Consider the following 12,958-nt stretch of genomic DNA (forward strand, 5'->3'; position numbering starts at 1 on the left):
GAGGTTCCCACATTGGCTTATGTACCCGTACCCAAGGACTTAACAAAAGTCAAAACAAAGGTCATGTTCAATCTGACCAAGCGGCAGCTTATCTGCTTCACGGGCGGAGCGCTTATTGGCGTACCGCTTTTCTTTTTGCTCAGAAAACCTACCGGAAACAGTGTAGCGGCTATGTGTATGATGCTGGTTATGCTGCCCTTCTTTATGCTGGCTATGTACGAAAAGCATGGACAGCCCCTGGAAAAGATCGTGGGCAACATTCTCAAAGTAGCTGTGATCCGTCCCAAGCAGCGTCCCTACCAGACCAATAACTTTTATGCCGTATTAAAGCGGCAGGAAATGCTCGATAAGGAGGTGTATGACATTGTTCACCGCAATAAAAAAATGGCTGCATCGGATGTTCGGGAAAACCGAGGAAAAAACTGTGCAGCCGGTAAAGACAAAGAAAAAGCTGTCCCGCGCTGATAAGAAGCAGATCGACGCGGCCATTGTCCGCGCCAACCGCACGGACAAAAAAGGAAAATCTGCGCAGGACAGTATCCCTTATGAACGGATGTGGCCGGACGGAATCTGCCGCATATCGGACAGCCACTACACAAAGACCATTCAGTTTCAGGACATCAACTATCAGCTCTCCCAAAACGAAGATAAGACGGCAATCTTTGAGGGTTGGTGTGATTTCCTCAATTATTTTGACAGCTCGATTCATTTCCAGCTGTCTTTTTTGAACCTTGCGGCATCGGAGGAGACCTTTGCTAACTCCATTTCCATCCCGCCCCAGAGGGATGCCTTTGACAGTATCCGCGAGGAATATACCACAATGCTACAAAATCAGCTGGCCAGAGGTAACAACGGCCTCATCAAGACCAAATACCTGACCTTTGGTATCGACGCAGACAGCATCAAAGCCGCCAAGCCCCGTCTGGAGCGTATTGAGACCGATATACTTAATAACTTCAAGCGTCTTGGTGTAGCTGCCAGAACGCTGGACGGTAAAGAAAGGCTTTCTCAGCTTCATGCGGTATTCCACATGGATGAACAACTCCCGTTTCAGTTTGAATGGGACTGGCTGGCTCCTTCCGGTCTGTCCACAAAGGATTTTATTGCACCAAGTTCCTTTGAGTTCCGCACCGGCAAGCAGTTCCGTATGGGCAAGAAATACGGGGCTGTTTCTTTTTTGCAGATTCTCGCACCGGAGCTGAATGACCGTCTGCTGGCTGATTTTCTGGATATGGAAAGCTCGCTCATTGTGAGTATGCACATTCAGTCGGTGGATCAGGTGAAAGCCATCAAAACGATAAAGCGCAAGATTACCGACCTGGACCGCAGTAAGATCGAGGAACAGAAAAAAGCAGTCCGCGCCGGATACGACATGGACATCATTCCATCTGACCTTGCTACTTACGGCAGTGAAGCGAAAAAACTCTTGCAGGATTTGCAGAGCCGCAACGAGAGAATGTTCCTTTTGACCTTTCTGGTGCTGAACACAGCGGACAATCCCCGTCAGCTTGGCAACAACATTTTCCAGGCAGGCTCCATTGCCCAGAAGTATAACTGTCAGCTGACCAGGCTGGACTTCCAGCAAGAAGAAGGGCTGATGAGCTGTCTGCCCCTGGGACTCAATCAGATCGAGATCCAGCGAGGACTGACCACCAGTTCTACGGCCATCTTTGTACCGTTCACCACACAGGAATTATTCCAGAACGGCAAAGAAGCTCTGTACTACGGCATCAACGCCCTGTCCAACAATCTCATCATGGTGGATCGAAAGCTGCTGAAAAACCCCAACGGCTTGATTTTGGGTACGCCGGGTTCCGGTAAGTCCTTCAGCGCAAAACGAGAAATCGCAAACTGCTTTTTGCTTACCAGTGATGATGTTATCATTTGTGACCCGGAAGCGGAGTATGCACCTCTGGTGGAGCGTCTGCATGGGCAGGTCATCAAGATCTCGCCTACCTCCACCAACTACATCAATCCGATGGACCTGAACCTGGACTACTCGGATGATGAAAGCCCGCTGTCCCTCAAGTCTGACTTTATTCTCAGCTTGTGTGAGCTGATCGTGGGCGGTAAGGAGGGCTTGCAGCCGGTGCAGAAAACCATCATCGACCGCTGTGTGCGTCTGGTCTATCAGACTTACCTCAATGACCCGCGCCCGGAGAATATGCCCATACTGGAGGATCTGTATAACCTGCTTCGGGAACAGGAGGAAAAGGAAGCTCAGTATATCGCTACGGCCCTTGAAATCTATGTAACCGGCTCCCTCAATGTGTTCAACCACCAGAGCAATGTGGACATCAACAACCGCATTGTCTGCTATGACATCAAGGAACTGGGCAAGCAGCTTAAGAAAATCGGTATGCTGGTGGTACAGGATCAGGTGTGGAACCGTGTTACCATTAACCGTGCCGCCCACAAGTCCACCCGTTACTATATCGACGAGATGCACCTGCTTTTGAAGGAGGAACAGACCGCTGCCTATACGGTGGAAATCTGGAAGCGATTCCGTAAATGGGGCGGTATTCCGACAGGTATTACCCAGAATGTCAAAGACCTTTTGAGCAGCCGCGAGGTAGAGAACATCTTTGAAAACTCCGACTTCGTGTATATGCTCAACCAGGCAGGCGGAGACCGTCAGATACTTGCCAAGCAGCTGGGCATTTCCACACACCAGCTTAGCTATGTGACCCACTCCGGTGAGGGCGAGGGCCTGCTGTTCTATGGCTCCACAATTCTGCCTTTCGTGGACCACTTCCCGAAGAATACCGAGCTGTACCGCATTATGACCACCAAACCCCAGGAACTGAAAAAGGAGGATGAATGATGATGAACCCCAACATTTTGAATCAAAACCCGTTGATGTTTTTTGACAGGGCGGTAAATGCCCAGCGCAGCCAGCTGCTTACGGTCATGGCCGATGCGGTAAGTGAGTGCCGCACGGCGGCAGATCAGGCAGCCGAACTGAATGAGACCGGTCAGGTGGGGCTGCTCCGTCTGGCAGAGGTCTGGAGCACCATCCGTGCCAAGGAAGGTATGGGTGGTCTGGTTCTGGAAGGAACCGAAGCGAAAATCCTGTCCGATGTGGTGGCACAGTTTTACGCCTACCTGTCCGGTTGTATGTTCAACGATCCTGTGGGAATGGCCATTTATGCAGAGCTGCACTACATGATGTCCTCCCTCATGCTGGGAGAATGGTTTGAATAAGGAGCCGCGCCTGCGCTTTACTGATGAGGAACGGTCTGACCCTGCACTGGAAAAGCCGATCCGTAAAGCGGAGAAAGCTGCGGCCAGAGCAGATAAGGCGCAGGCCAATATCCCAAAGAAAAAGGTCAGGCAGACGGTCATCGACCCGGATACCGGAAAAAAGACCTCGAAGCTGACCTTTGAGGACAAGAAAAAGCCACCCTCCAAACTTTCTCAAGGGGTCAAGGAAGCTCCCGTCCATCTGATTGTGGGCAAGCTCCACAAAGAGATCCGGGAAACAGAACAGGACAATGTGGGCGTGGAAAGCGCCCACAAGTCCGAGGAAGCGGTGGAGACCGGCGCTTATCTGGTGCGGGAGGGCTATCGCAGCCACAAGCTGAAGCCGTACCGCAAAGCAGCACAGGCAGAGCGCCAACTGGAAAAGGCAAATGTAAATGTTCTGTACCAGAAATCTTTGCAGGAAAATCCCCAGTTTGCCAGCAATCCACTTTCCCGCTGGCAGCAAAAGCAGGCCATCAAAAAGCAGTATGCCGCCGCCAAACATGCCGGTCAGACTGCTGGAAATACTGCCCAGGCTGCATCCAAAACAGGAAAAGCCGCAAGGACGGTAAAAGAAAAGGTACAGCAGGCAGGGGCATTCGTCATGCGCCACAAGAAGGGTTTCCTGATGGCAGGGGTTTTGTTCCTCATTACCTGTATGCTGATGAATACCATGTCCTCCTGCTCCATGATGGCGCAGAGCATCGGTTCCGTTCTCTCCGGCACCACCTATCCGTCGGATGACCCGGAAATGCTGGCGGTGGAGGCAGATTATGCAGCCAGAGAAGCCCAGTTGCAGGAGGAAATCGACAACATAGAAAGCAGCCACCCAGGGTATGACGAGTATCGCTATGACCTTGGTATGATCGGCCATGACCCTCATGAGCTGGCAGCATTTCTGTCTGCCGTTTTGCAAGGCTACACCCGGCAGAGCGCTCAGGCAGAGCTGGCGCGTGTGTTTGCAGCACAGTATCAGCTGACGCTTACTGAGGAAGTGGAGATTCGCTACCGCACGGAGACCTCCACCGACCCGGAGACCGGCGAGACCACCTCAGAAGAAGTCCCCTATGAGTATTACATTTTGAATGTGAAACTCGCCAGCAAGCCCATTTCCGCTGTGGTGTCGGAGCTTCTGACCCCGGAGCAGATGAAAATGTATCAGGTTTACCGGCAGACCATGGGCAATAAGCCGCTGTTGTTTGGCGGCGGCTCCCCTGATACCAGCGGCTCGGAAGATCTGTCCGGTGTGCAGTTCATTAACGGTACCCGCCCCGGCAATCCTCAGCTGGTGGAACTGGCCAAGCGTCAGGTGGGCAATGTGGGCGGTTATCCCTACTGGAGCTGGTACGGCTTTGACTCCCGTGTGGAATGGTGCGCCTGCTTCGTATCCTGGTGCTATAACCAGGCAGGAAAAAGTGAACCGCGCTTTGCAGGCTGTGAGTGGCAGGGCGTTCCGTGGTTCCAGTCCCATGGACAATGGGGTGCAAGAGGCTATAACAATCTGGCTCCCGGAGATGCAATTTTCTTTGACTGGGATTTGGATGGGACAGCAGACCATGTAGGTATCGTGATCGGTACGGATGGCAGCCGTGTTTATACCGTGGAGGGAAATTCCGGCGATGCCTGCAAGATCAAAAGTTATGACCTGAATTATCAAAGCATTAAGGGCTATGGCCTGATGAACTGGTAACAGAGATTTTTAAGAAGGAGTGATAGACGATGGCAAAGAACAAAATTGAGCGCATTGACCAGGAGATTACAAAGGTCCGCGAGAAGATCGCAGAGTATCAGGAAAAGCTCAAGGCGCTGGAAGCACAGAAAACCGAGGCAGAAAATTTGGAGATCGTTCAGATGGTTCGTGCGTTACGCGTGACTCCAGCACAGCTGAACGCTATGCTTTCCGGTGGAATGAACCACGGCAGAGATACAGCACTGTCGGAATCAAATAATCAGGAGGCTACCGCTTATGAATAAAAGAATTTGCAAAACACTTTCCGCCTTTTGCCTGACAATGGTTGTGGCATTTGGCTTTACGATCCCTGCTTTTGCACAGGGGTCAGAACAGGCTCCGGCGGCACCGGCAGAGGATTCTACCAATGACAGCAATGTGATTGTGGAAGAAACAGAACCGGCACCGGCACTTACACCAGATGGCAATGCCGCTCTGGTGGATGATTTTGGTGGCAATAAGCAGCTCATTACCGTTACTACCAAGGCTGGCAACTATTTTTACATTTTGATCGACAGGGCTAATGAGGATAAAAAGACTGCTGTTCACTTTCTGAACCAGGTGGATGAAGCGGATTTGATGGCACTGATGGAAGATGAAAATGTCAAAGAGGAGCCGGCTGCTGTGTGTAGCTGCACGACAAAATGTGAAGCAGGGGCAGTCAATACGGCTTGCCCGGTCTGCGCAACTGATAAGAGTAAATGTACGGGCAAAGCACCGGAACCTCCGGCAGAAACACCGGAGCCGGAAAAAGAGACGCCTGCCGGACTGAATCCGGCTGCGCTGATTCTTCTGCTGGCTCTGCTGGGCGGCGGTGGCGTATTTGCCTACATGAAGCTCATGAAGAATAAACCTAAGACCAAGGGCAATGACAGTCTGGACGATTATGATTATGGCGAGGAGGATTCCGAGGAATGGGAAACCGAGGATGTGGAGTCGGACGAACCGGACGCTGATGGGGGCAGCACAGAAGAAGATGACGAGGACAGCGTGAAATGACCCGTTTCACAGACAGTCCCTATGAACGCATGATGACACGCAGGCCGGAGGGCGGGAGGGAAACTTCCCGTCCTCATTCTTTATCCCACAACCACCCCTGCTATGGTTGCGGGAGTTATGGAAGTCCCTGCGTAGGTATCTGCCATCGTGAGATGGAACGCTGGCTCAAAGAAAGGAAACGAAAAAAATGAGTGTTCTGATTATATTTATCAAGCTGATTGCTGTTTTTGACCTGCTTGTGATTGCTGTGTATTTTGGCGGCGACATTCTTTCTACCATGTTAAACAAACTTTGGAGAAAGCCAAAGCAAGATGACCCCTTTGATTTCTCCTTAGATACCATGACAGTTTCATTGTCCATAGATTCTATCCGTCAGCTTTATTCCGGTGACGCGGCAGATTTTGTGGAAGAAAAGATCCTGCCAAATGCGGAGAAAACAATGGCCGTTTTGACGGAACAAGAACAGACGGCGGCTCATCTGCTCTTATCCGCTCTGATCGGTTTTCTTGCAGCAGAAGCTCCTATGGATGAACAGAGCTTTCCTTTGATGATGGAACTTCTGAACTGCATGGAAGGGGAAAAAGAAGATGGTTGTCAGGATGCAGTAGATAGTTTACTTGAAGATGCCGCCTGCAATACCCGCCGTCACGAAGAATATTACAGCAATTATCAACGCTACCAGCTGATGCAGGTGGATAAAACCCGTGTCATTTTGGCTTGCCGTATCATCATCAATGACCTGCTGGGGAAACTGTACCGCTATGACTACCGGTTTGGTTATAACCTGCTACTGGATGAGGAAAACAGCATAGAGAAAAAACTGCACACGCCTGTGCGGGAAGAATGGGAGGCTGAAGATTATGAATTTAGTGATTGCTGAAAAACCATCGGTTGCACAAAGTCTGGCTACGGTAATCGGTGCAACTGCTCGTAAGGATGGGTATCTGGAGGGTAACGGCTGGCGTGTCAGCTGGTGCGTGGGCCACCTGGCCGGTCTTGCGGATGCAGACAGCTATGACTCCAAGTATGCCAAGTGGCGATATGATGACCTGCCTATCCTGCCGGAGCATTGGCAGATGGTGGTGGGAAAGGACAAGAAAAAGCAGTTTGATATTCTCAAAAAGCTGATGAACGCCCCGGATGTGACGGAGGTAGTAAATGCCTGTGATGCCGGACGCGAGGGCGAGCTGATCTTCCGCAGCGTCTATGAGCTGGCAGGCTGCCAAAAGCCGATGAAAAGGCTCTGGATTTCTTCGATGGAGGACTCCGCCATAAGGGAGGGCTTTGCAAACCTGCGCCCAGGTGTAGATTATGATGGACTTCGGGATGCTGCTCTCTGCCGTGCCAAGGCCGACTGGCTGGTGGGGATCAATGCCACAAGGCTTTTTTCCGTGCTGTACCACCGCACCCTCAACATCGGGCGCGTGATGTCCCCAACGCTGGCACTGATTGTTCAGCGAGAAGCTGAGATCGACACCTTTAAGCAGGTTCCCTTTTATACCGTGGCGCTGGAGCTGCCCGGTCTTACCGTATCCGGGGAGCGCATGAGTGACCGAGCAAGCGCAGAGCAGCTGAAAGAAGCCTGTCAGGGTGCAGCTGTCACAATCAAAAAAGTGGAGTGCAAGGAAAAATCCGAAAAGCCGCCTGCCCTCTATGACCTGACTACTCTGCAAAGAGATGCCAACCGCCTGCTTGGATTTACAGCCCAGCAGACCCTGGACTATCTGCAAAGCCTGTATGAAAAGAAGCTCTGCACCTATCCCCGTACTGACAGCCGCTATCTGACCGGTGATATGGCAGACAGCCTGCCGGTGCTGGTGAATCTGGTTGCCAATGCTATGCCATTTCGCAAAGGGATCGCCATTACCTGTGATCCGCAGACGGTCATCAACGACAAGAAAGTAACCGACCACCACGCAGTAATCCCTACCAGAAATCTCAAGGATGCAGACCTTTCTGCCCTTCCTGCGGGAGAAAAAGCGGTGCTGGAGCTGGTGGCCCTGCGTCTGCTGTGTGCCGTGGCCCAGCCCCATATCTATTCGGAAACCGTTGTGATTGCAACGTGTGCCGGTAGGAAGTTTACTGCCAAAGGAAAAACGGTGAAGCACCCCGGATGGAAAGCACTGGAGGACGCCTACCGTGCCAAAATGAAGGATGCAGAGCCGAAAAAAGAGGGCGCAGAGAAAGCCCTGCCGGAGCTGACCGAAGGACAGATCCTTTCGGTTGCTGCTGCAATCGTCAAAGAAGGCAAAAGCAGTCCGCCCCAGCACTTTACGGAGGACACCCTGTTGTCCGCGATGGAGACTGCCGGAAAAGAGGATATGCCGGAGGATGCCGAACGAAAAGGTCTGGGGACACCGGCCACCCGTGCCGGTATTTTGGAAAAGCTGGTATCTGCCGGTTTTCTGGAACGAAAAAAGAGCAGGAAAACGGTGCAGCTTCTCCCTTCCCATGATGCAGTTTCCCTGATCACCGTTCTGCCGGAACAACTGCAATCGCCGCTTTTGACTGCCGAGTGGGAGTACCGCCTGGGCGAGATCGAGCGCGGGCAGCTTGCCCCGGAGGAGTTTTTGGACGGGATTAGCACCATGCTGAAAGACCTGGTGGGGACTTATCAGGTCATCAAGGGAACGGAGTACCTGTTCACTCCGCCTCGTGAGGTGGTGGGCAAATGCCCTCGCTGCGGCGGGGAGGTTGCAGAACTGCAAAAAGGCTTCTTCTGTCAGAATGATTCTTGCAGATTTGCAATCTGGAAAAACAACAAATGGTGGGCTGCCAAGAAAAAACAGCCGACTAAGGCTGTGGTGTCTGCACTGCTTAACGATGGCCGTGTCCGTGTGACGGGCCTATATTCGGAGAAAACCGGAAAGACCTACGATGCCACTGTGGTTTTGGAGGACGATGGACAGTACGCCAACTTCAAGCTGGAATTTGACCAGCGGAAAGGAGGTAGCCGATGAAGCTCTCTTTAGTGGAACGGGAAACCATTCTTCTCTATAATCAGGCAGAACCAATGGCTGAGATCTATACCCATGATCCCCGTCTGATGGAGAAGCTGGATCTGCTGGCAAAAAAGCACCCCGACCAGATCACCCGAAAGGACGCCCATAACTTTACCGTCCCCAAGCGGTGTGTATCAGTCAGGGAGCCATATAGCGCAGAACGCCGCAAAGCTGCCAGTGAGCGTGCGAAAGCTGCCGGATACCAGCCTCCTATGCGAAAGTCCAGCAGTTAAAGGCACATGGCAGAGAATGTATTTGAAGCAGTCAAGCTGTCAGTCAGCACCAGAGAAGCGGCAGAGCTTTATGGGATAAAAGTCAGGCGAAATGGCATGGCCTGCTGTCCTTTTCACGATGATAAGAACCCCAGCATGAAGGTAGACCAGCGATTCCACTGCTTTGGCTGCGGTGAAGATGGGGATGTGATCGACTTTACCGCAAAGCTCTTTGACCTCTCCCCAAAAGAAGCGGCGGAGAAACTGGCACAGGACTTTGGCCTGATCTATGACAGTCAGGCCCCTCCCCGTAGGAGATATGTCCGGCAGAAAACAGAGGCACAAAAGTTTCGGGAGGACCGGCAGCGGTGTTATCGCGTACTGTCCGATTACTACTATCTGCTGAAAAAATGGGAGGCCGACAATTCTCCCCGGACACCGGAGGAAGAACCGCACCCCCGTTTTGTGGAAGCAATCCAGAAGAAAACCTATGTAGAGTACCTGTTGGACCTTTTTCTTTATGAAAGTGAAGAAGAACAAAAGGCATGGATTGCAGAACACACAGCAGAAATCACACATTTGGAAAGGAGATTGAAAATCATGGCTGAGAACAAACCCACCAACCGAGAGCGGCTAAGAGAAATCACAGATGGCATCGAGCAGGGGATCAAGGAACTGTTTGAGAGTGAAAAGTATATGCGCTATCTGTCCGTCATGTCCCGCTTCCACCGCTATTCGGTAAACAACACCATGCTCATCTATATGCAGAAGCCGGACGCTACATTGGTAGCCGGATACAATAAGTGGAAAGACCAGTTTGAGCGTCATGTAAAAAAGGGCGAGCATGGCATTACCATCATTGCTCCCACACCATATAAGAAGAAAATCGAGGAGCAGAAACTGGACCCGGATACCAAGGCTCCGATTTTGGATAAAGACGGAAAGATCGTCACAGAGGAAAAAGAAATCGAGATCCCCATGTTTCGCCCGGTCAAGGTCTTTGATGTGAGCCAGACCGACGGGAAACCTTTGCCTGAGCTTGCTTCCTCCCTTTCCGGCAATGTGCCAAATTATGAGGCATTCATGGAGGCTCTGCGCCGCAGCGCACCGGTGCCGATCACTTTTGAAGCAATGGCCGCCGATACGGACGGCTATTTTTCTGCCGATCATCAGAAAATCGCCATTCGCCAGGGCATGAGTGAGGTGCAGACGGTTTCGGCCACAGTACACGAGATTGCCCACAGCAAGCTCCACAATCAGAAAAAGATTCAGATTGCCAATGACGAGCAATATCAGGAGATCGAGCTGTTTGATAAACCCGGTCTGTTCTCCAATGGGCGGATTGTCCGTGATAATCTGCCGGAGGGCGTTTATTGCTATGACCTGCGCGGTTCTGACTACGACCCCGGAGAGCCGGTCTGTGTAGAAGAACAAGTGGTTGTAAACCATGCAGGTTCCGTTCTGCTGACAGAGCCGCTGGAGCTGGCGGAAGATGGACGCCTGATGCTGACCGAGGAAGAAGGGCTGAATTTTGTTGGCGGCTTTTCTACCCTCACCCAGTTTTTGCAAGAACAGAGGAAAGACCGCCACACGGAGGAAGTGGAGGCTGAAAGCATCTCCTATGCGGTCTGCAAATATTTTGGCATTGAGACCGGAGAAAACAGCTTCGGCTATATTGCAAGCTGGAGTCAGGGCAAGGAACTGAAAGAGCTGAGAGCCAGTTTGGAGACCATCAATAAGACCTCCGGCACTTTGATCTCTGACATTGAGCGCCACTATAAGGAAATCTGCAAAGAGCGTGGGATTGATCCCCATGCAAAGGCAGAGCCGGAAACCGCCCCGATAGAGCAGCCAACCGGCAATCTGACTTACTATGTGGCAGAGTGCATGGAGTTTCCAAACCTCGGAGAATACCACGATAACCTGTCTTTGGAGGAGGCGGTCCGCATCTATCAGGAAATTCCGGCAGAGCGAATGAACGGGATCAAAGGAATTGGTTTTGAGCTGAAAGACGGAAGCGACTATGAAGGACCGTTTCCGATTTTGACCGGGCAGACCATTGACCTGGACACTATTCAGGCAATCGACTATTACCGTGACAATCCGCTGGTACAGAAAGCGGTAAAGGAACTGGCTGCGACCATGCCGGAAATGGAGGTACTGGGGGCGGATGCCAACCAGCAGGAGGCTTTGTTTCTGATCAACGATACTACCTATCTTCATATCCAACCTTGTGACAGCGGATGGGACTACACTCTTTACGATGCTGCGTCCATGAAAGAGCTGGATGGTGGTCAGCTGGATATGTCGGAGCTTTCCTGCATGAAGGCAGTTCTCCAGATTTGTGATGATAACGATCTGGACAGCACTTCGCTCAGACGCGCTCCCTTGTCTATGGCTGAGACCTTGCAGGAAGCGGCCTATCAGCAGATGCAGGCAGAGACCAGTCAGATGACTGCCTCTTCCCAGCTGCCGGAAGCGCAGGAGCAGGCACTGGATGAATACCCCATGCCGGATGAGCAGGTATCCACACCGGATATGCAGGAATATGGCTACACCTATGATGGGATGCTCCCTGTTACCAGAGAACGGGCGCTGGAACTGGATGCCGCCGGTTTGACCGTCTATGTGCTGTATGAGGACAATACGGAGAGCATGGTGTTTGACCCGCAGGAAATCATGGATCATGGCGGTCTTTTCGGTGTGGACCATGAGGAATGGGAGAAAAGCCCTCAGTTCCACGAAAAGGTCATGGAGCGTCAGGAACATCAGCAGGAACGCGAACAGGCATTTCTCTCCCAGAACAGAGATTGCTTTGCCATCTATCAGGTAAGTCGTGACGATCCGCAGAATGTGCGCTTTATGAATCTGGACTGGTTAAAGTCCCATAACATTTCCATAGACCGCAGCAATTATGACCTCATTTACACAGCTCCTCTGAGGGAGTCTGGCACTGTGCCGGAGCAGCTGGAAAAACTCTATCAGCAATTCAATCTGGAAAAGCCCGTGGACTTTCACAGTCCCTCCATGAGCGTCAGCGACATCGTTGCGATCAGACAGGACGGTAAGGTATCCTGTCATTACTGTGACAGTGTTGGTTTTACCCAGATCCCCGGATTCCTGCCAGAAAACCCGCTGAAAAATGCGGAAATGATGCTGGAGGACGATTACGGCATGATTGACGGTATCATCAACAATGGCGCAAAAGAACCCACGGTGGCAGAGCTGGAACAGCAGGCCCGAAGCGGTCAGCCCATTTCCCTGATGGAGTTGGCAGCCGCCACCCATCGGGAGGAACGGGAAAAGAAAAAGTCCGTCATGGAGCAGCTGAAAGGCCAGCCCAAGACAGAACACAAAAAGACAGCACCCAAAAAGAGTGCGGAAAGGGAGATTTGATATGGGAAACTTTACTTTTGAGGAAATGAACCTGATGTGCATTTACAATACCGGCAGCCGCACCGGGCTGATTGACAGTCTGCGTGAGATGCGCGGCGAGCTTTCGCCGGAGGAAACAGAGCTGAGAGAGTTGACCGACAGCGCCCTTACGAAGCTCTGTGCGATGACCGATGAGAAGTTTGCCGAACTGGAGCTGTACCCGGATTTTGACCAGTAAACAACATAACCGCAGGGATGGGGTGGCGATCTGCCACCCCACCTTTTTACCCCAAAACTGAAAGGAGGACAGAACACTATGCCAACCAAAGCTGAACTATATGCACAGATGGCGGACAAAGTGGCAACACAGCTCACGGGGAGCTGGCAGGAATGGGCAG

The 12,958-nt window shown here is 51.8% G+C and carries 12 protein-coding genes; all 12 read left to right on the forward strand.

The genetic code is table 11. The annotated features are described in order from the left end of the window. The first annotated feature begins 12 nt into the window (after positions 1–12). From DW114_RS08960 to DW114_RS09015, 12 genes are read left to right on the forward strand one after another with little or no spacing between them, the layout of a single operon-like run. Complete coding sequence (locus DW114_RS08960) at positions 13–465, forward strand: PrgI family protein (protein WP_117453430.1); 453 nt, start codon at positions 13–15, stop codon at positions 463–465. Beyond that, complete coding sequence (locus DW114_RS08965) at positions 425–2,824, forward strand: VirB4-like conjugal transfer ATPase, CD1110 family (RefSeq protein WP_117453431.1); 2,400 nt, start codon at positions 425–427, stop codon at positions 2,822–2,824. Before DW114_RS08960 ends, DW114_RS08965 begins: the two co-directional genes overlap by 41 nt. After that, positions 2,821–3,204, forward strand: a complete 384-nt coding sequence (locus DW114_RS08970; protein ID WP_007045772.1) for a DUF3851 domain-containing protein — start codon at positions 2,821–2,823, stop codon at positions 3,202–3,204. The genes DW114_RS08965 and DW114_RS08970 overlap by 4 nt, the downstream gene beginning before the upstream one ends. Then, complete coding sequence (locus tag DW114_RS08975; protein ID WP_117453432.1) at positions 3,197–4,933, forward strand: CHAP domain-containing protein; 1,737 nt, start codon at positions 3,197–3,199, stop codon at positions 4,931–4,933. Before DW114_RS08970 ends, DW114_RS08975 begins: the two co-directional genes overlap by 8 nt. 29 nt (positions 4,934–4,962) lie before the next feature. Next, entirely contained in the window at positions 4,963–5,217 is a 255-nt protein-coding gene (locus DW114_RS08980; RefSeq protein ID WP_117453433.1) for a DUF4315 family protein, read from the forward strand. Further along, positions 5,210–5,971 (forward strand): DUF4366 domain-containing protein, encoded by a 762-nt coding sequence (locus DW114_RS08985; RefSeq protein ID WP_117453434.1) that lies wholly within the window; start codon positions 5,210–5,212, stop codon positions 5,969–5,971. The genes DW114_RS08980 and DW114_RS08985 overlap by 8 nt, the downstream gene beginning before the upstream one ends. Continuing rightward, entirely contained in the window at positions 5,968–6,162 is a 195-nt protein-coding gene (locus DW114_RS22085) for a hypothetical protein (RefSeq protein ID WP_003526245.1), read from the forward strand. Before DW114_RS08985 ends, DW114_RS22085 begins: the two co-directional genes overlap by 4 nt. After that, positions 6,159–6,851, forward strand: a complete 693-nt coding sequence (locus tag DW114_RS08995; RefSeq protein ID WP_003526248.1) for a hypothetical protein — start codon at positions 6,159–6,161, stop codon at positions 6,849–6,851. The genes DW114_RS22085 and DW114_RS08995 overlap by 4 nt, the downstream gene beginning before the upstream one ends. Further along, positions 6,832–8,931 carry a type IA DNA topoisomerase gene (locus DW114_RS09000; RefSeq protein WP_117453435.1) on the forward strand — a complete coding sequence of 700 codons (2,100 nt, stop codon included), beginning with the start codon at positions 6,832–6,834 and terminating at the stop codon, positions 8,929–8,931. The genes DW114_RS08995 and DW114_RS09000 overlap by 20 nt, the downstream gene beginning before the upstream one ends. Further along, a complete protein-coding gene (locus DW114_RS09005; protein WP_117453436.1) occupies positions 8,928–9,206 on the forward strand; it encodes an immunoglobulin in 279 nt (92 codons plus the stop codon). Before DW114_RS09000 ends, DW114_RS09005 begins: the two co-directional genes overlap by 4 nt. 6 nt (positions 9,207–9,212) lie before the next feature. Then, complete coding sequence (locus tag DW114_RS09010) at positions 9,213–12,581, forward strand: LPD28 domain-containing protein (RefSeq protein ID WP_117453437.1); 3,369 nt, start codon at positions 9,213–9,215, stop codon at positions 12,579–12,581. A gap of 1 nt (position 12,582) precedes the next feature. After that, positions 12,583–12,798 carry a transposon-transfer assisting family protein gene (locus DW114_RS09015; RefSeq protein WP_003526257.1) on the forward strand — a complete coding sequence of 72 codons (216 nt, stop codon included), beginning with the start codon at positions 12,583–12,585 and terminating at the stop codon, positions 12,796–12,798. Positions 12,799–12,958 lie beyond the last annotated feature (160 nt).

The organism is Absiella sp. AM09-50 (assembly GCF_003433845.1).
Taxonomy (GTDB): Bacteria; Bacillota_I; Bacilli_A; order Erysipelotrichales; family Erysipelotrichaceae; genus Hoskinsella; species Hoskinsella hominis.

Bases quoted from the DNA above. Each gene is read 5' to 3' on its own strand.
- DW114_RS08995 (WP_003526248.1), top strand. From the start codon at position 6,159: ATGAGTGTTCTGATTATATTTATCAAGCTGATTGCTGTTTTTGACCTG.
- DW114_RS09000 (WP_117453435.1), top strand. From the start codon at position 6,832: ATGAATTTAGTGATTGCTGAAAAACCATCGGTTGCACAAAGTCTGGCT.
- DW114_RS08985 (WP_117453434.1), top strand. From the start codon at position 5,210: ATGAATAAAAGAATTTGCAAAACACTTTCCGCCTTTTGCCTGACAATG.
- DW114_RS09005 (WP_117453436.1), top strand. From the start codon at position 8,928: ATGAAGCTCTCTTTAGTGGAACGGGAAACCATTCTTCTCTATAATCAG.
- DW114_RS09015 (WP_003526257.1), top strand. From the start codon at position 12,583: ATGGGAAACTTTACTTTTGAGGAAATGAACCTGATGTGCATTTACAAT.
- DW114_RS09010 (WP_117453437.1), top strand. From the start codon at position 9,213: ATGGCAGAGAATGTATTTGAAGCAGTCAAGCTGTCAGTCAGCACCAGA.
- DW114_RS08970 (WP_007045772.1), top strand. From the start codon at position 2,821: ATGATGATGAACCCCAACATTTTGAATCAAAACCCGTTGATGTTTTTT.
- DW114_RS22085 (WP_003526245.1), top strand. From the start codon at position 5,968: ATGACCCGTTTCACAGACAGTCCCTATGAACGCATGATGACACGCAGG.
- DW114_RS08980 (WP_117453433.1), top strand. From the start codon at position 4,963: ATGGCAAAGAACAAAATTGAGCGCATTGACCAGGAGATTACAAAGGTC.